Source organism: Acrocarpospora pleiomorpha, from assembly GCF_009687885.1.
In the GTDB taxonomy this organism is placed as follows: domain Bacteria; phylum Actinomycetota; class Actinomycetes; order Streptosporangiales; family Streptosporangiaceae; genus Acrocarpospora; species Acrocarpospora pleiomorpha.
On sequence record NZ_BLAF01000012.1, the window covers coordinates 65035 to 88306 of the forward strand.

Annotated in this window: 25 protein-coding genes; 4 read left to right on the forward strand and 21 right to left on the reverse strand. The window is 68.2% G+C overall.

The features are described from left to right. The first annotated feature begins 12 nt into the window (after positions 1–12). Both Aple_RS11800 and Aple_RS11805 read left to right on the forward strand, forming a co-directional pair. Complete coding sequence (locus tag Aple_RS11800) at positions 13–1167, forward strand: sensor histidine kinase (RefSeq protein WP_218038260.1); 1155 nt, start codon at positions 13–15, stop codon at positions 1165–1167. Beyond that, complete coding sequence (locus tag Aple_RS11805) at positions 1164–1817, forward strand: response regulator (protein WP_155344584.1); 654 nt, start codon at positions 1164–1166, stop codon at positions 1815–1817. The genes Aple_RS11800 and Aple_RS11805 overlap by 4 nt, the downstream gene beginning before the upstream one ends. Before the next feature lie 63 nt (positions 1818–1880). Here the strand turns inward: Aple_RS11805 and Aple_RS11810 are convergent, their stop codons facing one another. Then, positions 1881–2510: a hypothetical protein gene (locus Aple_RS11810; RefSeq protein ID WP_155344585.1), complete on the reverse strand. Its 630-nt coding sequence runs from the start codon at positions 2508–2510 to the stop codon at positions 1881–1883. A 344-nt stretch (positions 2511–2854) separates the two neighbouring features. On the opposite strand from Aple_RS11810, the gene Aple_RS11815 reads away from it, so the two are divergent. Further along, the gene (locus tag Aple_RS11815; protein ID WP_155344586.1) at positions 2855–3397 is read left to right on the forward strand and encodes a type 1 glutamine amidotransferase domain-containing protein; all 543 of its coding nucleotides are present in this window, start codon (positions 2855–2857) and stop codon (positions 3395–3397) included. A 38-nt stretch (positions 3398–3435) separates the two neighbouring features. Here Aple_RS11815 and Aple_RS11820 read toward each other — a convergent pair whose 3' ends face one another. Beyond that, a complete protein-coding gene (locus tag Aple_RS11820; RefSeq protein ID WP_155344587.1) occupies positions 3436–4047 on the reverse strand; it encodes a hypothetical protein in 612 nt (203 codons plus the stop codon). A gap of 281 nt (positions 4048–4328) precedes the next feature. Here Aple_RS11820 and Aple_RS11825 point away from each other — a divergent pair, with 281 nt between their 5' ends. Beyond that, on the forward strand, positions 4329–4907 hold the full coding sequence (locus tag Aple_RS11825; protein ID WP_155344588.1) for a hypothetical protein: 579 nt from the start codon (positions 4329–4331) through the stop codon (positions 4905–4907). A 12-nt stretch (positions 4908–4919) separates the two neighbouring features. Here Aple_RS11825 and Aple_RS11830 read toward each other — a convergent pair whose 3' ends face one another. From Aple_RS11830 to Aple_RS11920, 19 genes are all read right to left on the reverse strand, one after another. Next, entirely contained in the window at positions 4920–5513 is a 594-nt protein-coding gene (locus tag Aple_RS11830) for an HTD2 family dehydratase (RefSeq protein ID WP_155344589.1), read from the reverse strand. Next, positions 5510–5974, reverse strand: coding sequence for a CoA transferase (locus Aple_RS11835; RefSeq protein WP_218038261.1), 465 nt, complete (start codon positions 5972–5974; stop codon positions 5510–5512). Before Aple_RS11835 ends, Aple_RS11830 begins: the two co-directional genes overlap by 4 nt. 6 nt (positions 5975–5980) lie before the next feature. Then, positions 5981–6787 (reverse strand): HpcH/HpaI aldolase/citrate lyase family protein, encoded by an 807-nt coding sequence (locus tag Aple_RS11840; RefSeq protein WP_155344590.1) that lies wholly within the window; start codon positions 6785–6787, stop codon positions 5981–5983. After that, complete coding sequence (locus tag Aple_RS11845; protein WP_174889814.1) at positions 6784–7941, reverse strand: acyl-CoA dehydrogenase family protein; 1158 nt, start codon at positions 7939–7941, stop codon at positions 6784–6786. Before Aple_RS11845 ends, Aple_RS11840 begins: the two co-directional genes overlap by 4 nt. A gap of 9 nt (positions 7942–7950) precedes the next feature. Further along, positions 7951–8979 (reverse strand): ABC transporter permease, encoded by a 1029-nt coding sequence (locus tag Aple_RS11850; RefSeq protein ID WP_155344591.1) that lies wholly within the window; start codon positions 8977–8979, stop codon positions 7951–7953. After that, a complete protein-coding gene (locus tag Aple_RS11855; protein WP_155344592.1) occupies positions 8976–10514 on the reverse strand; it encodes a sugar ABC transporter ATP-binding protein in 1539 nt (512 codons plus the stop codon). The genes Aple_RS11850 and Aple_RS11855 overlap by 4 nt, the downstream gene beginning before the upstream one ends. Next, positions 10515–11675 carry a substrate-binding domain-containing protein gene (locus Aple_RS11860; RefSeq protein ID WP_155344593.1) on the reverse strand — a complete coding sequence of 387 codons (1161 nt, stop codon included), beginning with the start codon at positions 11673–11675 and terminating at the stop codon, positions 10515–10517. A gap of 282 nt (positions 11676–11957) precedes the next feature. Further along, positions 11958–12536, reverse strand: coding sequence for a TetR/AcrR family transcriptional regulator (locus Aple_RS11865; RefSeq protein ID WP_155344594.1), 579 nt, complete (start codon positions 12534–12536; stop codon positions 11958–11960). Between the two features lie 94 nt (positions 12537–12630). Further along, positions 12631–13581: an MBL fold metallo-hydrolase gene (locus Aple_RS11870; RefSeq protein WP_218038262.1), complete on the reverse strand. Its 951-nt coding sequence runs from the start codon at positions 13579–13581 to the stop codon at positions 12631–12633. Positions 13582–13598: 17 nt separating this feature from the next. Then, on the reverse strand, positions 13599–14534 hold the full coding sequence (locus tag Aple_RS11875) for a fumarylacetoacetate hydrolase family protein (RefSeq protein WP_155344596.1): 936 nt from the start codon (positions 14532–14534) through the stop codon (positions 13599–13601). Positions 14535–14553: 19 nt separating this feature from the next. Further along, positions 14554–15981, reverse strand: a complete 1428-nt coding sequence (locus tag Aple_RS11880) for an amidohydrolase family protein (protein WP_155344597.1) — start codon at positions 15979–15981, stop codon at positions 14554–14556. After that, positions 15978–16643, reverse strand: a complete 666-nt coding sequence (locus Aple_RS11885; protein WP_155344598.1) for a CoA transferase subunit B — start codon at positions 16641–16643, stop codon at positions 15978–15980. The genes Aple_RS11880 and Aple_RS11885 overlap by 4 nt, the downstream gene beginning before the upstream one ends. Next, the gene (locus tag Aple_RS11890; protein ID WP_246264387.1) at positions 16630–17346 is read right to left on the reverse strand and encodes a CoA transferase subunit A; all 717 of its coding nucleotides are present in this window, start codon (positions 17344–17346) and stop codon (positions 16630–16632) included. Before Aple_RS11890 ends, Aple_RS11885 begins: the two co-directional genes overlap by 14 nt. Beyond that, positions 17343–18497 (reverse strand): CaiB/BaiF CoA transferase family protein, encoded by a 1155-nt coding sequence (locus Aple_RS11895; RefSeq protein WP_170321415.1) that lies wholly within the window; start codon positions 18495–18497, stop codon positions 17343–17345. The genes Aple_RS11890 and Aple_RS11895 overlap by 4 nt, the downstream gene beginning before the upstream one ends. Beyond that, on the reverse strand, positions 18494–19267 hold the full coding sequence (locus tag Aple_RS11900) for a crotonase/enoyl-CoA hydratase family protein (protein WP_155344600.1): 774 nt from the start codon (positions 19265–19267) through the stop codon (positions 18494–18496). Before Aple_RS11900 ends, Aple_RS11895 begins: the two co-directional genes overlap by 4 nt. Then, entirely contained in the window at positions 19264–20028 is a 765-nt protein-coding gene (locus Aple_RS11905; RefSeq protein ID WP_155344601.1) for an SDR family NAD(P)-dependent oxidoreductase, read from the reverse strand. The genes Aple_RS11900 and Aple_RS11905 overlap by 4 nt, the downstream gene beginning before the upstream one ends. Further along, positions 20029–21627 carry an AMP-binding protein gene (locus Aple_RS11910; protein WP_155344602.1) on the reverse strand — a complete coding sequence of 533 codons (1599 nt, stop codon included), beginning with the start codon at positions 21625–21627 and terminating at the stop codon, positions 20029–20031. Then, entirely contained in the window at positions 21624–22748 is a 1125-nt protein-coding gene (locus Aple_RS11915; RefSeq protein WP_246264389.1) for a thiolase C-terminal domain-containing protein, read from the reverse strand. Before Aple_RS11915 ends, Aple_RS11910 begins: the two co-directional genes overlap by 4 nt. Positions 22749–22762: 14 nt before the next feature. After that, a complete protein-coding gene (locus Aple_RS11920; protein ID WP_246264391.1) occupies positions 22763–23245 on the reverse strand; it encodes a Zn-ribbon domain-containing OB-fold protein in 483 nt (160 codons plus the stop codon). Positions 23246–23272: the final 27 nt, after the last annotated feature.

Sequence of the window (23272 nt, forward strand, 5' to 3'; positions counted from 1 at the left end):
TAACCTGCGAGCGTGCCCTCTTTGCGCCCGGTGCCGTGGCTGTCGCCCCTGCTCTACGGCGTGGTGCTGGTCGCGGGCGGTTACGCGAGCATCATCGGCCTCGGCGGCACCCGGTTCGTCCCGTTCGCGGGTGGCCTGGTCGTTCTGGCCGTGCTCGACCAGGTCGAGCGCCGCCGTTACCCGGTCAGGACGCCGCCCGGCTCGGCGGTCGCGCTGCTGACCGCGCGTCTCGCCCTGTACGCGCTGGTGGCCGCGGCGGATGGGTCGGGAATGTCCCGGGTGCTGTTCCTGCTGCTGCCGTTCACCGCGTACTTCGCGTTCGGCCGTGCGGCCGCCATCGCGATCGGGGTGGTCTGCGTCGGTTTCGTCGTGGCCACCTTCGAACTGACGGTCCCGGACTGGCCTCGCCAGGTCGAGCAGGTGTCCGACCTGCTGATGTTCATCGTCGGTCTGATTCTGACCATCGCGATGGCGGCGGTCGCGGTCCAGGAGCAACGCGGGCGGGTACGGCTGGAGGAGTCCCACGCCAAGCTGCGCGAGTACGCGGCCCGGGTCTCGGAGCTGTCCGCCACCGCCGAACGCAACCGACTGGCCCGCGATATTCACGACGGACTCGGTCACCATCTCACGGCGATCGCCGTACTGCTGGAGAAGGCCGCCGCCTTCAGCGAACGGGATCCCGAGGTCGCCCAGCGGGCCGTTGACGACGCGCGGCAGTCGGCGCGGCGGGCGCTGGAGGACGTCCGCCAGTCGGTACGCACGCTGCGCGCGGAACCCGAACGTTTCCGGCTGTCGTCGGCACTCTCCGAGCTCACCCGCGAGGCCGGCGACGGGCGGCTGAACGTCACCCTCGACTGTACCGGCGACGAGACCGGACACGACTCCGCCGCGCTCCTGGCGATCTACCGGGCCGCGCAGGAGGGACTCACCAACGCCCGCCGGCACGCCCACGCCACCACCGTGGCGGTGAACGTCCATTGTGATCCGTCGCGGGCGCGGCTGGTCGTGGCCGATGACGGGCGGGGCTTCGCGCCGGAGCGGGAAGGCTTCGGCCTGCTCGGGATGCGGGAGCGGGTCGAGCTAGCCGGCGGCTCCGTCGAGGTGGACACCGGACCCGGGACCGGCACCAGGCTCACCGTCACCATTCCCCGCCGGACCGCGTCGTGACAGCCGAGCAGGTCCGTGTCCTCGTCGTGGACGACCAGCAGCTCATCAGGGAGAGCATCGCGTCCCTGCTCGACATCCAGCCCGGCATCACCGTCGTCGGCATGGCCGGCGACGGCCGCGCCGCCGTCGACCTGGTGCTCACGCTCTCCCCGGACGTCGTCCTCATGGACGTACGGATGCCCACGATGGACGGCATCGAGGCGGTCGCCGTCCTGCGCGACCGGGCCCCGGCGTGCCGTGTGGTCATGCTCACCACGTTCGACGACGAGGAGTACGTCGTGGCGGCGCTGCGCGCGGGCGCGAGCGGATACCTGCTCAAGGACCGGCCATCCCGGGAACTGGCCGACGCCGTCCGGCTGGCGCACGCGGGTGTCGTCCAGTTCGACCCGGCCGCCGCGGCACGCCTCACCTCGGCGCTCACCCGCACCACCGCCCCACCACCCGCCGACCAGGCCGGGCATACCCTCACCAGCCGGGAGGTCGAGGTGCTGCGGCTCGTCGCCACCGGCTCCACGAACCGCGAGATCGCCAGGCGGCTCTATCTGAGCGAAGGCACGGTGAAAAACCACATCTCCCGCATTCTCGGCCGCCTCGGACTACGCGACCGAACCCAGGCGGCGGTCTACGCCCGCGACCACGGCTTGCTCTGACTAAACAGTTGCCCAAAGGGCTGGAGTAGAACTGGATCGCGAGACGACCAAACAACGACGCGATCACACTCCATCCCAGGAACGGCACGCCCACCATGGGCCCGACAGGTGCTTGTACTCTTCGCACCAAACCTCATCGGGTGGCTGTCGCTTGTCGGGCAGCCACAGAAAGCCCCTGGACACCATGAGTGGCCAGTCGGTGACCATTACCTGGGCGCCGCCGGGGATGGCCTCGGCTCCGCCAGACACGAGGCCGTACCTGCTGGAATACGTTCCGCAGACGTAATACAGTCCGACGCGTTGACACCCGGTCTTGGCACCGCTGCGGGCGAGATCCATCGCATACTTTTCAAGGCTCTGCTCGGACAACTTGAAACGCACTCGGAAGGGAGCGTCTGTAGAGGTTACGAGAAGGCATCCCATGAAGATCACTAGCACCAGTAGCGGAGGAATTGCTTCAGCGAGCCCTTCGCTGGGCGAAGCGTTGAACAGCCGGATGGCAAATATCAGGCCAAGCGCACTCCAGGCCAGAATCCCGAAGACACCTCCTTCGAAGTAGGGATACGGGACGCTGTCCAGGTAGAAGCAGATCAACGTCACGAACACGGTGCTGAGGAGGAATAACCATCCAGGCGGCTTTGCCTTCCGCCCTCCAGCAGCTGTCGCCGAGGTTTTCTCCAGGTCAGTCGCCACCACTGAAGGATGTCGCACTCGATCTCCTGCGTCTAGTGTCCAAATATGAGGGCAGCAGCCGGGAAATCGCCCAGGGCAATGTCAGGCCCAGGCTTCGAAATCACCGGACGTGGATTTGTCGTGCTGAGTGAAGTTGCTGACGTGTGCGGCGGTGGCAGATCCAGGTAGGAGCGGCCGCTGGCTTGAACAAACGTTCCAGCGCCGCCCGCAGCCGGCCGCGGGCCCGGCAATCGACCCGGGAATCCAACGCCCCACCTCAGGAGCAGGGTCTCCCGGATTGCCCTGAATAGGGTCATCTAGAACGGGCAGGGGAAGAGTCTAGGCAGCTCAGAGGGGAGACAGCCATGATCGAAGGCAAGACCATCGCATTTCTGGTCGCACCCGAGGGCACCGAGCAGGTCGAGTTGACCGAACCGTGGCAGACCGTCATGAACGCCGGGGGTATGCCCCGGTTGATCTCCACCCGGGAAGGCCGGATCCAGGCGTTCCATCACCTCGACCGTGGCGACACGTTCGCGGTGGACGCCACCGTGGATCAGGTCGACGCCGCTCAGTTCGACGGGCTCGTGCTGCCAGGCGGAGTGGCCAATCCCGACTTCCTGCGTACGCGGCCTGAAGCGGTGCGGTTCGTACGGGCGTTCTTCGACCTGGGCAAGCCCGTCGCGGCGATCTGCCACGCACCGTGGACGCTCATCGAGGCAGATGTCGTACGGGGGCGCACTCTGACCTCGTGGCCCAGCCTGCAGACCGACCTGCGCAACGCGGGCGCGACCTGGCACGACCAGGAGGTCGTGGTCTGCACCTCGGCCCCGTCGACTCTGGTCACCAGCCGGATGCCGGATGACCTGAAGGCGTTCGGCGAGGCGGTGATCGAGGCGTTCGCCTAGCTCAACCGCGGGCACATGGAGTGGGCCGAGGCCCTTGACTACGCGAAGGGCTGGCAGTCGGCCGGGTTCTGGCCCTCCTGGTTGAACTGTTGTTGGGAGATCGGCCCGGAGTAGAAGACGATCCCGATGCTGGCCTCGTCTATGGGGGTCGGTAGCGGAACCTCTCTTGTGCGTTGGACCAGGACCTGGCCTGGGGTCAGTTGTTTGAGGTCGTCGGTGGTGAATTGGACCCCCATGGCGTTGATTCTGTCGACGCCTCGGCCGCGGCCCGCGCCTAGGAAGTACATGACGCCGGGTTTGAGGGTGGGTGGGCCGGGTTCGGCGGTCCAGCCGTTGTCCGGGAGGTTCAGGCGGAACGTGGCTACCAGGCCCCCGTCGAGGTCGGGGGCCCGGTACTCGGCGTCGGTGACCAGATGGTAGTCGCCGAACGTGTCGGCGAGGGCTACGCCGGAGGGAGACTCAGGGTGGTTGACGTGCACGTCTTCGGGGGTGGCGCCCTCGCACCATGCCAGTACGACGGTGAGGTGCCCGTCGGCGTCCACGGTGAGACCGACCTTCCCTGCCTGGTAGGGCGCCGAGGGAAGCATCGGAATGCATGCGACGCCGGTGGCGAGCAGGGCCAAGACCGGCAGCGTGATCTTCAGCCTCATGGCGTCAGCGTAGGCCGCAGGGGTTCGAAACCCCTATGGCTGTGACCTTGTAGGGGCTGGACTGTTATGCGGAAATGCGACAGCCGGTGCCGGATATCCCGCACACGCAACGCTGGGGAGGGCGGAGTTAGGCGGGCGCAGCCGGTCCTCCGAAGTGTGGAATGGGATCGATCGAGATATTTCCACCAATATGACCCCTGCCCGCAGTCGCTCTACCGCTCGACCGTCGGCTATCAGATCAGTTACCCTGATGAAGACACCGCGCCACATTTGGAACGGAAATGATCCTAGAAAAAGCATTAGGAGCAATAGGGAATTATACTCTTATATTTCAGTTCATAGAAGGGGGTAACTTAAACGAAATTCTGAGCACTTTTGGCCAGACGAACCTGAAGGCAGCACATCAGGCGCTCGAATCGATCGGGCGAGGTGGGGACAATCGACAGCATATCACTGAAGCGATTGGCCATCTACGTGCAGCCCATGTCGCCTTCAAGGACATTCATTCGCCGTCATCCAAAGCGGCGGAGTATTTCAAGTGGGATGCCATGGATCGCGCCTGCGGCTGGGACAAGTTGGTCTGCGCTCTGCTGTGCATCTGCTACGTCTACCTCGGCGACCAAGGCAATGCACGGTACTATATAAACGAGGCGGTGACGGCAGCCGAACGAGATCTACGTCTTTCCAGGCTGGACGATTCCGCCGCGGAACCCTTGGGGTCCTTTCAGGCAGCGATGTCAAGCCTGCTGTCCGGCCTTAATCCGTCGCAGTTTAACTATCGGTGGCTGGGTGAGGGGCACGCGCCGCCTATCACCATTGAGGCATTGAGGAAAGCGCGCAGCGCCCTGCCAGGCTCCTGATAAGCATCCAAGTCATCCTGACTCTGCGGCTTGGTATCTTTCCTGGTCCGTATTCTCGCAGAGGGCCCTCCGGGAGAGGATGACGAGCTTCTTCTCCCCCGGCGCCGACATCGTGGACGAGCTCCAGAATGCCGTCACGTACCCCTCGACGTCGCGGGCGTAGTCGCGGTCGTAGTGGATGCGGTGGGCGTTGTACGTCAGCGCTCCTCCACCACCGCGATATCCCCTGCTTGGATGATCGTGTGTCGGACCGTCACGAAGGTCAGACGCCCCGATCGCCCCTCCTTGTCGGCGACCGAGGTGATCTCCGACCTGCGGGTGGCCTCTCGGTCCAGTATCAAGGGCCGCAGCCGGGTCCACCCGGCCGGCCGCCCACATTCGGCGGCGACCTGGCTCCGGCGGTGTGGGGATCACCCCCCGGACCGGATGGCCGTCCGCCCCTAGATCCGCCTGGTGCGGACACTCGAGGAGGTAGAGCCAGTGCCATAGCAATGGCAGGCCGTCTCGCTCCAGGTTCGGAGGGGCGGCGTCGAGCAGCCGGGCCAGGGCGACGGCCAGCGCGGGCGGCAGGATCTCCGTCCGCACAATCACGTGGGAGTCGCTCATCGACCCACCACATCACGAGGTGCCAGGAACTCGGCGCGGAGCAGGTCATTGTGCTCGCCGAGCCGGGGCACGGCACCCATCGGCGCCTCCTGCCCGGCGATCGACGCCGGCGGCACCGGTCGTCGCTCGCGGAGGGTCACCGCGTCCAGGCCCAGCCGCTCGACGGCTCCGGGGGTCAGGTTCTGCACGAGGACGTCGACCCGGTCGATGATCGCGTCCAGCACCGCACGATCGGCGGCGGACTTGATGTCGAGCTCGATCGACTCCTTGCCTCGATTGAGCCACACGAAGTAGCTGGACTCACCGTGCACCGTACGGTCGTAGTCACGAGCGAAGTCCCCGGCTCCGGGGCGCTCGACCTTGATGACCCGTGCGCCGAGGTCGGCCAGTTGGCGCGTCGCGAACGGCGCCGCGACCGCCTGCTCGAGCGCCACGACCGTCACGCCGGAAAGGGGAAGCATCTGACCTCACTGGGTGTGGGAGCGCAGGATGTTCCGGGCGCGCTCGACGACGGGCTTGTCGACCATCCGGCCGTCCGGAGCGCTGCTCACGGCTACTGGCGACTCGTCCTGGGCACGGAGCACCTCGCGCGCCCAGGCGACCTCTGCCTCAGCGGGCGCAAGACCTCTCGCGGCGGCGGCGAGCTGGGCCGGATGGATGCACAGCTTGCCGCGGAAGCCCAGGCTCCGCGCACGACGGGCGTCCCTCTCGACGGCGTCGGCGTCGTGGATGAGCGTGGTGACGCCGTCGACCGGGGCAGGGAGCCCGGCCACCCTTGAGGCTAGGACCAGGCTGCTGCGCGCGTGGAGCAGCGGCGTCGGGTCATCCTCGACACCGAGATCGGCGGCAAGGTCCAGCGAGCCGAACGCCAGCCGCGCGACGCCCGTCCCTGTCGCAACCTCATGGACCCGATGAAGGCCCAACGCCGTCTCGATCAGCGCGACCACCGGGCCCATCCGTTCGCTGACCGCAGCCAGCACGCCCGGGGACTCGGCCTTCGGCACCATGACGCCCGCGAGCCCCTCGACCCCCTCCAGGGCGTCGAGGTCATCAGCGAACCAGGGCGACGCGGCATCGTTGACCCGCACCCAGGCACGTCCGCCGGAGCCGAGCCACTCGCGGACCGCCGAACGTGCTTGGTCCTTGTTCTCGGGGCGGACCGCGTCTTCGAGGTCGAGCAGAACCGCGTCGGCACCCGAAGCGACCGCCTTACCGAACCGGTGGGCGTCACTGCCTGGGACGAACAGCCACGTCGCGGCCCCGGCCACCGTCATCGCGTCACCCGGTTGCGCGCGACGAGCTGGCGGACGATGACGTTCTTCAGGATCTCGTTGGTGCCCTCGCCGACGATCATCAGCGGTGCGTCCCGGAAGTAGCGCTCGACATCGAACTCGGTGGAGTAGCCGTAGCCGCCGTGGATGCGGACCGCGTCCAGCGCGATCTTCATCGCGGTCTCCGACGCGAACAGTTTGGCCATCCCGGCCTCCATGTCCGCGCGGCCACCGTCGTCGTACCGGCGCGCCGCGTACTGGACCAGCTGCCGCGCCGCGGTCAGCTGGGTCACCATGTCGGCCAGGTAGTTCCCGACGGACTGGTGCTTCCAGATCGGCTGGCCGAAACTCTCCCGTTCCTGGCTGTACTTGAGCGCGTCCTCCAAGGCGGCGCGGCCGACGCCGAGGGCACGGGAGGCAACCTGGATCCGCCCGATCTCGAGACCACGCATCATCTGACCGAAGCCGCGGCCCTCCTCGGTCCCGAGCAACGACGTCGCCGGGACTCGGAAGTCGTCGAAGGCCAGCTCGCAGCTCTCGACGCCCTTGTAGCCGAGCTTGGGGAGGTCACGTGACACCGAGAAGCCGGGACCCTTCTCGACCAGCAGGATGCTGATGCCGCTGTGCGTCGGCCGCGCATCGGGGTCGGTCAGGCACAGCAGCGCGATGAGTTGTGAGCGCCGGGCGTTGGTGATCCAAGTCTTCGACCCGTTGATGACGTAGTCGTCGCCGTCCCGGCGAGCGACGGTGCGCATCGCCTGCAGGTCGGATCCACCGCCGGGCTCGGTCAGCGCCATCGTCGCCCGGATCTCACCGGTTGTCATCCGCGGCAGGTAGTGGTCCTGCTGCTCCTGGGTGCCGAAGTTGACGAGGAGCTTCGCCACGACGCTGTGGCCGCCCATGGCACCGGCAAGGCTCATCCAGCCGCGCGCCAGCTCCTCGGTCACCGCGGCGTAGCAGGGCGTGGACACCCCCGCGCTGTTCCACGGCTCGGGGATCGCGAGACCGTAGATCCCCATCGACTTCATCTGCTCGATGAGCGTCCCGGGGTAGGTGTTGGCGTGCTCGAGATCCCGGACGACCGGCTTGACCTGCCGGTCGACCCAGTCCCGCACCACCGACACGATGGCGGACTCCTCGGCGTTCAGCTCGTACATTCCATGCTCCTATCGTCGGGTCGCGCCGGTCAGGCGACGGTGGGTCAGCAGCGACGAGACCGCGACTGCCACGATGACCGCGCCACCGTTGAACACCGGCTCAACCCAGTCCGCGGCACCGGCCAGGGTCAGGCCGTTGATGCTGATAGCCACGAAGAAAACGCCGACGAGCGTTCCGGCGACGGTGTAGCGGCCGGGCCGGATCGTCGTGGAGCCGAGGAAGATCGCCGCCAGAGCGGGCAGCAGGTAGCCGACGCCGACGCCGGAGGCCGCGCTGCCGGTACGGGCGAGCAGCAATGCGCCGGCCAGGCCGGCGAGCGCACCCGACGCGACGAAGCTGAGGGCGACCGTCCGCTGGACCGGGAGGCCGACGAGGTGCGCGGCCGACTCATTGACTCCGACCGAGAGCAGCCGCCGGCCGAAGACCGTCAGGCCCAGCAGGAACGAGACGCCCAGCGCGACCGCGACCACGAGGACGACCGGCCGCGGAACGCCCAGCCAGAGTCCGTTCCCGAAGTTCGTGAGCGCCTCGGGCACACCCACGATCGTCTGGTATCCCGACCAACTGGCGGCCACCCCGCCGAGCAGGGTCGCCATCCCCAGGGTGATGACCAGCGAGTTCGCACGGCAGTAGGCGACCAGCACCCCGTTGGCCAGGCCGATGATCGCGCCGGTCCCGACGGCGAGGCCAATGCCGACCAGGATGGGGAGGCCCATCGAGGTGGTGGCCTTGGCCGCCGCGATCGACGTCAGCGCGACGATCGCCCCGACCGAGAGGTCGAATCGGTGGGCGACCAGCGGGATCAGCGCGGCGAGCGCGACCAGGATCAGCACCGACTCGTTGGCCACGATGTTGCGGAAGTTCGATGTGGTCGGGAACGTCGCCGAGGTCGCCGGGGTGATCGCGAAGTAGGCGGCCACTGCCGCCAGCAGGATCACGAGCCCGAAGCGCTCGGCGACGCGCAGCAACGCGGTGTGACGCCCCTCTATGCCTGGACTCACGGCGCGCGTCACGCTCTGGCCGTCATGCGATGTCATTTCGGTGCCTTCTCATGCTGGTAGACGTTGTCGAAGATCCAGTGCCGCGTGATGCGGTCACCCGAGGCCTCGCACGTGACCCGGCCGTCGACGAGGACGATCAGCCGGTCCGCCAGGTAGAGCAGCTCGTCGAGGTCCGACGTCGCGAGGAGCACGCCTGCGCCAGCGGCGACTGCGGCGTCGATCTGTGCGTAGATGTCGGCCCGTGCGCCGACGTCAACCCCCTGCGTCGGCTCGTCGAGGAGCAGCACGGCTGGGGAGGTCCTCATGGCTCGGGCAATGATGGCCTTCTGCTGGTTCCCCCCGGAGAGCCTGGAGATGGGCGCATCGATGGCTCCCTTGATCCCGTAGGCAGCCACGTCCCGCTCGGCGTCGCGGCGTTCGGCGGAACGGCGCAGCCACCCGCGGCGTCGGTACCGACCGACCGTGGTCGCCGAGAGGTTGTCGGAGACCGAGAGGCTCTGGAACGCCGCATCGCGACCCCGTTCCTCGGGGACCATGGCCAGCCCCTTGGCGATCGCGTCCGCGACGTGGCCTCGACGCACGGGCAGGCCGGCTACCTCCACCGACCCGCTGCGGGGGCGGACCGCGCCGAAGATGTTCTGCAACAGGCTGGTTCTACCGCTTCCGACCAGTCCGGCCAGGGCGACGACCTCGCCCGAGTTGACATCGAACGAGATGTCCTTCAGAGGGCCGCCGGTGAGTCCGCGCACCGACAGCACCACGGCGTCCGACGCGGTACGGCCCACCCGGTTGACGTCCTCGGGAGCATGTCCGGCGATGCCGGCGACCAGGCTGGCTCGATCGTGCTCCGCGGCCGGGCGGGTGCCGACGTGTCTCCCGTCGCGGAGCACCGTGATCGTGTCGGCGTATGTGAGCACCTCGTCGAGGCGGTGCGTGACGTAGAGGATGCTCTGGCCCTGCCGGCTATAGGACTTCAGCCGCCGCAGCAGCCCCTCGACCTCGTCCGCGGGCAGGCGGGTCGTCGGCTCATCGAGGACGAGGAGCCCCACCCCTCCCGCGTCACGGTCGCGGAGGCACCTGGCGATCGCGACCAGCGTCTGATCGGCCGGTCGCAGGTCGCGAACAGCTGTCCGCGCGTCGACCTCCACACCGAGACCGTCCAGGAGTCGCTGCACGGAGCGGTGCGCCTCCCCCCAGCCGAGCCCGCCGGCCCTGCGCGGATACGACGACCCAGCCAGGACGTTCTCAGTGACGGTCAGCTGCGGGAACAGGCCCAGATCCTGATGGACGAACCTGATGCCGGACTCCCGCGACCAACGTGGCGAGAGTCGCTCGACGTCGAAGGTCGCGTCGCCCAGCTGCAGAGATCCGCCCCGATCAGCGCCGTACACGCCCGCGAGGATCTTGATCAGCGTGGACTTGCCCGATCCGTTACCGCCGACCAGAGCGTGGAAGTGACCGGGCTCGATCGAGAAGCTGACGTCGGCCAAGGCTCTCGTGCCCGGGAAGGTCTTCGACACCCCGGCGAGCGACAGCGCGCTCGCCGGGGCGTCGACGGTGGCGTCGAACACTCAGTCCACGCCCCAGATCTTCTTGTAGTTTTCCTGGTAGTTCGACGACTTCGGGTTGCCGTCGTAGACATCTCCCTTCGGGAGGTGGTCGGCGTCCATGCTTCCGATACCCATGCCGGAGTCCACCTGGTCGACACCGGCGAACAGGCGGTTCAGCCCGTCGGCGGCGGCCCAGCCGGTCCACGTCAGCGGTCGGCCGACCGCGTACGACTGGGTCCCCTTACGGATCAGCTCGATCGACGAGGGCACGCCTTCGTTGCCGGTGAGCAGGAGTCCGTCCCGACCACTCTTGCGGGCCTGGTCGACTGCGGCACCGACGCCCAGGGTGATCGCGGAGTCCGCGGGAACCATGACCACGCCGGCATTCGGGTGCTTCTGCAGCGCTGCCGTGGCCTTGCCCTGGAGCTTGCCACCGAAGAGGTCACCGGCAGTGAATGGGACCTCGTGCACGATGCAACCGCCGCATTCGGCGAACCGCGCCGCCTGCGAGTCGCCGACGAGCCGGAGGGTGGCATTGTCGTTCTGGCGCATCAGGATGATCTCGGCCTCGCCGCCGGTCTCGGCGATCACCCAGTCGGCGATCGCCGGGCCGACGAAAGTGCTCATGTAGTCCTCGTACGAGATCAGGTCATCGTTGAACCGCAGGTGCTCGTCGAACAGCGGCTCTCCGCCGCCGCTGAACTTGTCGTCGCAGTCGAGTGCGTTGCCGCCGAAGACCTTCACGCCCACGCCCCGCACGTGCCCGATCGAGGCCTTCACCATCGAGCAGTCGACGCCGAACAGTGCGACCGCGTCCACCGATGCGGCGGCTGCCGCACGCAGCTGGGCGTTGTAGACCGCTGGATCGGCCTTGCCGTCGACGAGCTTGACGTTCCACCCCAGGGCTTGCGAGGCCGCCACGAAGCCCTCGGCGGGGAGTACGCAGCCCGCTGCCTGGGTGCTGCAGGCGAGCGCCCACACGGTCTTGCCCTCCCGCGCTGGGGGCCCGCCGGCAGGCAGCGCACGGTCGGTGCCCGCGAACGCCGCCGCTGTGGCAGCCTTCGCCTCGTCGATCACGCCGGTGCTCGTCGACCCGGCAGAGTCACTCGAGGACCCGCCGCACCCGGCCAGAGCCAGCGCCAGGAGCGGCGCGCACAGCGCCGCGATACGAGTTCTCTTCATCCCATCTCCTCGGTTCTTGCGGCCGCCGGTCCTGTGACCGTGCCGTCTTGTGGCAGGCCGATCGATTGATCCGAGTAGCTCGATCGAGCTCTTCGGCACACCCCCGTGCCGACTACGTCCATCCCAATGAACGTGATGTGGCCCACAGTAAGGTACTGTGAGCGGTATCGTAGGAGCGATTTTAGTACCACGTCAACCCGTCGGCACGCGCCGATCAGACGACGGATTCAGGGCACGCGGCAGCACCAGGAGCTGCGCGGTATGGCGTCAGGGACGCAGCGTTCAGCCCAGTCCGCGACGGCAGAAGTGCCCGAACAGCTCCAATGCGTCGCCGCGTGAGGCGCCGACCCGATCGAGGACCTCGGGGTCCCGCAAGCGCCGAATCACGGCACCGAGCATCTCCGCCCACAGGGCGGGTGTCCCTTCGGTCACCTCGCCCCTCTGCATCGCCTTGCGGACGATGCTCTCGAGCTCGCGGATGGCGATCTCCTGGTGCCGGTCGTAGACGTGCCGGGTCGGTACGTAGTTCTCGACGTCGTGGATGAACTGGCGGCTGGCGCGCCGGTTGCGTTCGACCGACGCCGACAGATAGGCCTCGATCTGATCGTGGACCCCGGCGGCGTCTTGCGCCCGCCGCAACGCGTCCTTACCCATGCCGTTGAAGAATCGGTCGACGACGCCGACCACGACCTCCTCCTTGCTCTGGCCGAGCTGGTAGAGCGTGCGACGCGAGGTGTGCGCCAGCCCCGCCATGTCACCGATCGTGAGGTGGCGGAAGCCCTCGGCGAGGAAGACCTCCTGAAGCGCATCGAGGACGCCGGCCTGTCGGGCTGAGAGCAGGTTCGGTCTCACATCACTCATTCAGCACCTCGATCCCACGGTGGACGCCGGGCGGCCGACACGAGCGCACGGCGGTACTTTCCTGGCGAGGATACCGGCGTCGTCGCCAGGTTGATCACTTGCCCTGGTGGCGCTGTCTCCACCGCGCCATCTCCGCGAACAGCTCGGTCGCCTGGGAGACCGGCGTTTCAAGGCGGGCACCCCGGTAGGCGTTGTAAACGGTGACCACCACCCGCTCCGCCTGCGGCCAACACGCGTACGGCCCGAGATCGAGATGCTCGACGGCTTCGCGCCAGGAGCGGCCCGCGGCCAGCGAGGCGTCGACCCCGTCGCGAACCACCGCCAGGTAGTCGCGCATCGTGACGATGCCGTCGACATCGGTCACGGCCCCGTGTCCGGGGACGACGACCTCAGGCCCCAGCTCGATCATGCGGTCGCATGCGGTGATCCAGCTCGATATGGAGTCCGCCCACATGATCGGCGTACCACCGTTGAACAGCAGGTCTCCGGTGAAGAGAACCCCGCGGTCGGGGACGAAGGCAACCGCATCGCCGTGTGTGTGTGCCGGCCCCAGCCGACGAAGCTCAACCGGACGTCCCCCGACGTCGACGGTGCGTACCTCGTCGAACGTCGTGTCGGGGCCGCGCAGGATGATCCCGTCGAAGGCGAACGCGCCGAAGCAGTGCCGAAAGAACTCCGACAGGAGTGGCTCGTGATCGCCCGCCACCAGACCGGCCAGCCGCTCGGGGGTCGTGCCGTGTCGCATCTCGTGCTCGGTGTCAGCCGTCGCATGGATCGTCACCTCGGGTCCCAGCAACTGGTTGCCGAAGCAATGATCTCCGTTCGCGTGGGTGTTCAGCGCAGCGCGGATCGGGTGTTCCTCGGTCACCGAAGCCATCGCCCCGAGCATCTCCCCGGTCAGCTCCAGGTCGAAGAGCGTGTCGATGAGGAAGGACTCCCCCTTCCCCCGGACCAGTCCCGCGTTGCTCCAACCCCACCCGCCATCGGGCAGCAGCCACGCCCAGACGTCCTCGGCCACACGATGCAGCCCACGTGTGTACTCCACCACGTTCACCAGCTCCTTTAGAATCCGGACCGCAGACGGTGGACCGGGACACCGGGGACGACTCTCTGCTCCGTCCGCCCCAGGAGGTCGCCCCCCAGGGAGACCACGTCCCCCGGCCTCAGCCAACGATCGAATGTGTCGGGATCCCCCGTGAGGTGCTCCAGCAGGCACCCGCCGGGCAGGGTGCCTGAGCCGATGACGTCACCGGGGCGCAGATCGGTCCCCCGCGAGACATAGGAGACGATCTCTGCGAACGTCCAGTCCATGCCGGCGAGCGTCCCCCGAGCGATCTCCTGTCCGTTCACCGACGCCCAGATCTCCAGGTCCAGCGCGCCGTCGCGCACCGAGTCCGCGATCTCCTCGGCGGTGACCAGCCACGGACCCAGGGTCAGACCCGAGTCCTTGCCCTTTCCCTGGCCGATTCCCATCGCCGTGTCGAGCCGCTGCAGGTCGCGCGCCGTCCAGTCGCAGAACAGGGTGTAGCCGACGATGGCCTCCTGCGCGGCACGCAGACCGAGGTCGCGACCCGTCCTGCCGATGACGGCACCGACCTCGAGCTCGAAGTCGAACCAGCGCGAGCCGGGTGCCATCGGCACCTCGTCGTAGGGCCCGAGGACGGAGGACGGGTTCCCGAAGTAGAACGCCGGCACCTGGTACCACACCTCCTCCAGATGAGGATCCCGACCGTAGGCACGGCGGCAGCCCCGGACATGGTCGAGGAACCCAATGGTGTCGCGGACCGAAGGCGGCCGCGGTAGCGGCGAGACGAGGTGGCAACTCTCGAGCGGCAGTACGTCGGACGGCGACCGCCGCAGGCGCGCAGCGACCTCTGCCAGCTCGCCACCGTCGATCACCTCGAGCAGGCTGGGCCCCCTGTCGTGTAGGTGGACGTCGTCCCCGACGATGAGCCCGACGCGCTCCTCGCCCTCGAATTCGCAGGTCACCCAGCGCATGCTCGTGCCATCCCTCTGCTCATGCCCTGGTGGTGGGCGCCCCGGACCCGGCCGTGTCCGCGCCCCACCAGTCCGGCTTGGGCGGCACGAGCCCGCCGTAGGCCTGGGACTGCTCTCGGATGTAGGCACCGGACTCCTGGAGACCACGCGTCGCCTTCTCGAGCAGCTCGGCACGCATCCGTCCGCCGCTCTTGACGACCTCTCCGCCGACGACCACGGTGTCCACGTCGGCGATGGTCGCGTTCATCACGATGGTCGAGAGCGGGTCGAGCGACGGGTTGAGCCTGGGTCCGCGGCGGTCGATGAGCACGAGGTCCGCTGCCTTGCCCACGTCGATCGACCCACACTCCGACTCCAGGCCCAGGCCGATGGCGCCACCGAGCGTCGCGTAGTGCATCACGTCCGCTGCCTTGAGCTGAAGTCCCTCCATCTCGTAAATGCCGACCTCCTCGAGGGCCTTCTGGTTGCTCCGCGCGCGCTCGCCGGACAGCATCAGCCGCATCGCGGTGAACATGTCGGGTGAGTTGTTGGACTGGATGTCGGTACCGAGCCCGGCCGCGACACCGGCGCGGTCCGCCGCCGCGGCGATCGGGTACCCCATCCCCATGCCGAGTTCGGTCTCCGGCGTGGAGGAGACCTTGCACCCGAACTCCGCGAGGAGAGCCAGGTCCGCGGTGTCGGCGGTGTTGCAGTGGGAGTGCAGCTGGTGCGACCACAGCAGACCGGCCTGGGCGAGCTGCTGGATTTCCGAGGGGTAGCCCGGCCGCCAGCGAGCGTTGGTGTGGGTGTGGATGAGGCAGTCGAGGTCTCGGCCCACCCGCATCTCGCGGGCGATCTGATCGATGCCGACCAGACTCATCTCCGTCGGCGCGATGCCGAACCTGACCCGGTCTTCGAGGTCGCTGGATCGGGTGTCGCGCACCCGGTGGGCGTCGGCGATCCGCTGCTCCACACTCGTGAACGTCCTCGTCGTCGCCGGCTGGTCGTACAGGCCGTAGCACCACACGCCGCGGATGCCCGACTCGACGAACGCCTCGAGACCGGCGTCGGCATGGTCGGGCGTGACGATGCAATGGTTGTAGTCGACCGAGCACGTCGTACCCGAGTCGAGCAGTCCGACGGCGGCTCCGAGCGTGCCGTTGTAGACGTCCACCGCACGATGGATTCCGGAGTGATTCCGGCGGATGACCCAGACGTAGTCGGCGAGGGTGAAGTCGGCCGTCAGGCCGCGCATCGTGGCCTGCCACATGTGCTGATGGGCGTCGACGAATCCTGGGATGATCCAGGCCCAGCCGGCGTCGACGACTTCGGCGCCTTCGGCCTCCAGGTCTCTGCCGAGGCGCGCGATACGTCCCTCGACGACCTCGACGTCGACGTCCTGGAAGGAGCCTGCGCGTGGGTCTCCTACCAGAACCCGGGCGCCTTGGTAGATGGTGTGGTTGGTCACCGTGCGCTCCTCCTGAGCTCGTCCTGCCGATTACGACCATCGGCGAAATCGCATGCCGTGCGGTCGTGTACCTCCTCGAGCGTGACGTCCGGGGCGAGCTCGACCAGATCGAGTCCCTGGTCCGTCACATCGAACACCGCGAGGTTGGTGATGACGCGGTCCACGACGCGCCGCCCGGTCAACGGGAGGTCGCACGACCTCACGACCTTCGAACGGCCGTCCTTGGTGGTGTGCTCGGTGATGACCACGACGCGCTTGGCGCCGACGACGAGATCCATCGCACCGCCCATCCCCTTCACCAGCACGCCCGGAATGGTCCAGTTGGCCAGGTCGCCGAGCTCGGAGACCTGCATCGCGCCGAGGATCGCGAGGTCGACATGGCCGCCCCGGATCATCGCGAAGGACTGGTCGGAGCCGAAGAAGCTCCCACCCGGGTTGATCGTGACCGTCTGCTTCCCGGCGTTGATCAGGTCGGCGTCCTCCTCGCCCTCGAAGGGGAACTCCCCCATGCCCAGCATCCCGTTCTCGCTCTGCAGCGTGACTCGCATGCCCGCGGGCACGTGGTTGGCGACCAGCGTGGGGATCCCGATGCCGAGATTGACGTAGGAGCCGTCGACCAGCTCCCGGGCCGCGACACCTGCCATCTCCTCACGCGTCCACATGCGCCGCTCTCCTCGTCGTGCGCTGCTCGATCTCCTTCTTCCGGGGCGAGGCGACGACCACCTCGTCCACGTAGATGCCCGGTGTCTCCACGGCGTCAGGGTCGATGAACTCCGGGAGGAGCTGCTCGACCTCCGCGATCGTGACCCGTCCCGCCGTGGCGACGACAGGGTTGAAGTTGCGGGCGGTCCGGCGGTAGGTCAGGTTGCCCGCCCGATCCGCGCTCCGCGCCCGGACCAGTGCGAGATCGGCGACGATCGCGCGCTCGAGAAGGCAGATGCGGCCGTCGATCTCCATCGTGGGCTTGCCCTCGGCGACCGAGGTGTGCGCGCCGGTCGGGGTGTAGAAGGCGGGGATACCGGCGCCGCCGGCCCGAAGTCGCTCCGCGAGCGTGCCCTGCGGGGTGAACTCGACCTCGAGGTCCCCGTCGAGGTACTGCTGGGCGAACAACCGGTTCTCGCCGACGTACGACGCCACCACCTTGCGCACCTGCCGGCCCTCCAGCAGAACACCGAGGCCCTTGCCATCCACACCCATGTTGTTGGAGACGATCGTCAGATCCTTCACCCCTGAGTCGCGTACCGCCTCGATCAGGTCGAACGGGTTGCCGCAGAGGCCGAAACCTCCGACCGCGATCGTCATCCCGTCGAACAGGTGCCGGTGGACCACCTCCTGGACGAACCCGAACCCTCCTGCCGCCCTCACGACCGGTCCTCGAGCCCGGACGGCAGCACGACGGCTCCGGCGTCGACGTGACGCCGCACCTCGCGCTGGTCCATGCCGAGTTCGGCAAGGAGCGCCGCGCCGTCGCTGCCGACGGTCGGCGCCGGCCGAGGGTCGCCCGCGGGGGTCCGGTCGAATCGTGGAACCGGCCGAGGCATGTGGCCACTGCCGAGAGCCACGTAGGTTTGCCGATGGGCGTGATGCGGGTGCAGCGGTGCCTCGTTCATCGACAGGACGGGCGTGACGCACGCCGAGCTCGTCGCGAACACATCTGCCCACTCGTCGCGGGATCGTGAGGCGAACTTCTCCCGCAACCGCTCGATCATCACCGGCCACCGGTCGCGGTCCTCCTGGTTGGAGAACGCCGGATCATCGGAGAGTTCCAGTCCCTCCAGGAGAGCGGCGTAGAACTGGGGCTCGATACAGCCGACGGCGACATGCCGGCCGTCGCCGCATTCGTAGGTGCGGTAGTACGGCGCCGCCCCGTCGAGGTGGTTGACCCCGCGCTGGTCCACCCATCGGCCTTCGACGAGGTAGCCGTGCAGCATCGCCATAAGCGCGGCCGATCCGTCGATCATCGCCGCGTCGACCACCTGGCCGCGGCCGGTCGTGCGAGCACTGACGAGGGCGGCGAGCACGCCATAGGCGAGGAGCATGCCGCCCCCGCCGAAGTCGCCGATCAGGTTCAACGGGACGACGGGGTCGCCGCCGGCCGGGCCGATGGCATGAAGCGCTCCGGTCAGGGCGATGTAGTTGATGTCGTGCCCTGGCAGCCGCGCCCACGGTCCGTCCTGACCCCAGCCGGTCATCCGACCGTAGACCACGCGCTGATGGGCGCGATGGACGTCGCTCGGGCCGATGCCGAGGCGCTCGGCGACACCCGGACGGAAGCCTTCGATGACGATGTCGCCGGCCTCGATCATCCGCAGTGCGACCGTGCGTCCCCGCTCGGACTTCAGGTCCAGCGCGATGGACCGCCGGCTGCGGTGGAGGACCGGGTGGAGCTCCGCTCCGGGGCGATCGATCCGGATCACGTCGGCGCCCAGATCCGCGAGCATCATGCAGGCGAAAGGCGCCGGGCCGATCCCGCCGAGCTCGACCACCCGCACGCCGTTGAGAGGCCCGCTGTTCATCGGCCGCTCCAGACCGGTCGGCGCTTCTCGGCGAAGGCGAGCGCCCCTTCACGAGCGTCCGCCGACTCCATGACGGGGCGGGCGACTTCCAGCTGGCGGTCATACGCCTCGTCGTGGCGCCATGAGGATGAGGTCATGACGATCTCCTTGCTTGCTCGCAGTGCCAGGGGCCCGTTGGCGGCGATCCGGGCCGCCATCGCCCGCGCTGCCGCGAGCGCATCTCCGTCCGGCGCCACGGCGTTGACGAGACCGACGTCGTGCGCGCGGGAGGCGCCGACCATGTCGCCGGTCAGGATCCACTCCATGGCGATCTGGTACGGGATCCGCGCGGGAAGCTTGAGGAGCGCTCCGCCCACGGCGACCAGGCCCCGCTTGACCTCGGGTACGCCGAACCTCGCCGACTGCCCCGCGACCACCACATCGCACGCGAGGACGAGCTCACATCCGCCGGCGACGGCGGCACCCTCAACGGCGGCGATCACCGGGATCGCGGGCGGTCGAGCCGTGAATCCCGCGAACCCACGACCGGGGATGGAGGACCGCTCACCGCGCACGAACGCCTTGAGGTCCATGCCCGAGCAGAAGCTCCCTCCTGCCCCGGTGAGGATGGCGACCCGAAGGTCGCTGCGCTCGTTGAGGTGGTCGACGATTTCGGCAAGGGCTTGCGTCATCGCCGCGTCGACGGCGTTGCGCACCTCCGGGCGGTTGAGCGTGATCGTCGCGACGCCGTCCGCCTCCTCGAAGAGGACGGAGTCGGTGGCCCCGGTCACCGGGCAGCCATCCTGATCGCGCCGTCGAGCCGGATGACCTCGCCGTTGAGGTATCGGTTGTGCAGGAGCTCGTCGGCCAGCGACGCGTACTCCTCCGGGTCCCCGAGACGCCGGGGGAAGGTGACCGTGGCCGCGAGCCGGTCGCGAACCTCGGCGTCGAATCGGGCCAGCAGCGGCGTGTCGAAGATTCCGGGTGCGATCGTGTTGACCCGGATGCCCAGGTCGGACAGGTCACGCGCCGCGCACAGGGTCATGCCGACGACGCCCGACTTCGCAGCGGCGTACGCGATCTGGCCCATTTGTCCGTCCCAGGCTGCGACCGATGCCGTCATGACGACGGAGCCGCGCTCGCCCTCGTCCGGTTGGTTGCCGGCCATGTGCGCTGCGGCGAGACGCAATGCGTTGAACGTCCCCACCAGGTTCAGCCGCAGGGCGTTCTCGAACTGGTCGAGGGGGAAGGGGATTCCCTCGCGGTCGACGATCCGACGGGGAAATCCCTTGCCGGGGCAGTGGACGAGCCCACGCAGCGGCCCGAGGTCGGCGGCGATGTCGAAGACGCCGGCGAGGTCCGTCTCGGAACAGACGTCACCCTGCACGAAGGTGATGCCTTCTCCCCACCGTGCCCTCGCGGCGGTTTCGCCGACGGCGACGATGTCGGTCACGACGACCGTCGCGCCGCGATCCGCCAATCGTCGGGCAGTGGCGCCTCCGAGGCCACCGGCCCCGCCGGTCACCACGTACACCGGGGATTTGTCGCTCACCTAGATTCCTCTCGATCGGTGCGGCTGCGCGGTCGTCGGGAGAAGGACCTCGTCCAGGATCCGAGTCCTGTTGACCTTCCCCAGGGACGTTCTGTGGACCGAGTCGACAAACCGGTACTCGCGCGGGCTCTTGAAGCGTGCGAGACGGGGGGCCAGGTGGCGGCGGAGCCGCTCGACGGCTTCCTCTCCGGCCTCTTCGCCGGGCTTGAGCTCGACGACGGCGACCACTCGCTGACCCCACTCGGCGTCCGGGACGCCGACGACGACGGCGTCGGCGACCGTGGGCTCGGTGACCAGGGCAGCCTCGACCTCGGCCGGGTATATGTTGACGCCCCCGGAAAGGATCAGGTCCGCCCGCCGGTCGCCGACGTACAGGAAGCCGTCCTCGTCGAGGTATCCGACGTCGCCGGCGGTCCGGAAGCCGTCGGCGGGGCCTTCCTGGCCGCCAGCCGCGGCCGCGCCGCTGTAGGCGAACTCGTAACCGCCCCGGACCCAGATGGTCCCGACCTCACCAGGCGGCAGGCTCACCCCGTGGCCGTCGCGGATCCGCAGCGAGATCCCATCGGCGGCGCGACCAACCGAGCCTGGCTTGTCCAGCCAGACCTGCGAGGTCACCAAGGTGGCCATACCGAACTCGGTGCATCCGTAGTACTCCGTGAGGACGGGGCCCCACCAGCGGATCATCTTGTGCTTGACCTCGACGGGGCAGGGCGCTCCGGCGTGCATGACGACCTCGAGCGAGGACCCGTCGAACCGGGCACGATCCGCTTCGGGGAGCTCGAGCATCCGGTGGAACATCACCGGCACCATGAAGGTGCTCGTCACCCGGTGGGCGTCGATGAGTTCGAGCGTCTCCCGCGGGTCGAAACGCGGCCGGAGAACCAGCTCCTGACCCAGGTGCAGCGCACTGAGAGCGTTGAGGTTCGGGCCCGGGTGGTAGAGCGGCGCGACGGCGAGATGCACCTGGTGTTCCTCACCCATCCCGAACTGGGCCGAGCGCTGGCGGGACCGGGCGTCGGCGGCCTCATCCGGTGTGCTGGTCGGGAAGGGGCGTCTGACGCCCTTGGGGCGACCGCTGGTCCCCGAGCTGTAGAACAGCATGGATCCGGCGTGCCTCCCTGGTGGCGTCGCCACCGGCTGCTCGTCAAGCAGCGCCTCGAGGGCGATCCCGGTGTCCGGCTGACCGGTGCGGAGGAGGGCGTCGCCGGCGATGCCGGCCTCGGCCGCCGCCTCCCCCACGACATGTGCGTGCTGCGGATCGGTGATCACCAGGCCGGAGCCGGAGTCGTCGAGGAGATAGGCGATCTCCGCAGCGGTCAGGTGCCAGTTGACCGGCACCATGCGAAGGCCGGTCTGCTCGACCGCGAGTTGGGCCACGACGAAGTCAAGGCTGTTGGGCAGCACCACGGCGATCGTTCCGCCTCGCGGCACGCCCCGGGGCCCCGACAGCAGGTGCGACCATTGGTTGACCCGGCCGAGCAGGTCGCCGTACGTGACCACGGCACCGTCGACGTGGATCGCGACGCGCTGGGGATCGGCGGCGGCGATCTCGTAGAACCCGCAGGCCTCCCGCGCTCCGGCATCGGTCGAGGCGGTCACGTCGGCTCCTGGTTCGACAAGACCAGCGTCGCGGCCTCGGAGAAAAAGTGGCCCACTCCCTGGACGACACTGATCTCGACGTCCTCCAGTTGGGCGAAGGCCTCACCGCGGAGCTGACGAACGGACTCCTGGATCGCGAACATTCCGTACATGCCGGTATGGGTGTAGCGCAGGCCGCCGCCGTTGGTGTTGAGGGGCATGCGACCGCCGGGGCGGGTGTTGCCGTCGACGATGAAGGCACCCGCCTCTCCCCTGCCGACGACTCCCAGCGCTTCCAGTCCGTAGAGCGGCACATGAGCGAAGGCGTCGTAGATCATCAGGTGGTCGATGTCGGAGACGGCGATATCCGCCTCTCTGAAGGCCGCTGTCGACGAGCGCTCGAACGTCTCCGCCCTCGTCAGGTCGGGCATCTGGGACACCAGAGGACTCTGGCCGGCCTCACCGGCACCCCAGAGGTAGACCGGGGGTCGCCTGCCGTCCTTCGCTCGGTCCGCGGCCGTGACCACGAGTGCACCTCCACCGTCGCTGACCATGCAGCACATGAGCTTGGTGAACGGCCAGGCGATGGGCGGGGAGGCGAGGACGTCATCGACAGACACTCGAGTCGGACGTGCCGCGCGCGGGTTACCGTCAGCCCATTCGCTCTGAATCGCCGGCACCGCAGCCAACTGCTCGACGGTCGTGCCGGTCTCATGCGCGTACCGCATATACGGCAGAGTGAACATGGTTGGCGGGCCGTAGACGCCGTAGGGGAGCTCAAACTGTCCCATCATGCCGTCGGCCGGGATCGGCCGCGGGTGGCGGCCGATCGTCGACCGGCGGGACTCACCATGGAGGACGAGCACCACATTCGCGTGGCCCGCAGCGATGGCGTCCGCGGCGTGACGAACGTGGACGAGGAACGACGTGCCCCCGACGGTCGTGCCGTCGAACCAGGTGGGCTCGACTCCGAGGGCATGTGCCACATCCACCGGATTGTGGACAGCGCTGGTGACGCCGTCGACGTCCGCCAGACTCAGTCCCGCGTCCGCGAGCGCGAGAAGCGCCGCCTCCACATGGAGGTCCAGTTCAGAGCGGTCGTCCAGCCGCCCCAGGTCGGTCTCGGCGGCCCCGATGATCACGGCGAGCGACCTCCTCAACGGACACCCCCGGCCGGAGCGAAGACGGGCAGGACGCGACCAGCGCGCCGCTCGAACCGGACTTCCAGCTCCATGTCCACCCGAAGGTTCTCTGGCCGCGGTTCGACGCCAACGATGTTGGTCATCATCGACGGACCTTCGACGAGCCGGACGATCGCCAAAACGTACGGAACGGCGTCCTCGAACCCCGGAGCAGGCAGATGAACGATGACGAAACTGCTCAGCGTGGCCCGCCCGCTCGCAGTTACCCATATCAACTCCCGAGCGCCGCACCCGACGCACGAAACCCGCGGGTAGAACACGACGGTCGCGCAAGAGTCACATCGCTGGATGTCAAGCCTGCCGTCGCGCGCGGCGGACCAGAACGGTTCCGTCGTCGGTGTGGGTTGTGCTCTGGCAGCTCCGACCGACACTGCCATCGACGAGTCGTGGATGGGTATCACGAGCGGTACTATATGCCTTGATTCGGTACCGGGCAAGCGCGACTGGATGTGCTGTGACGTCCA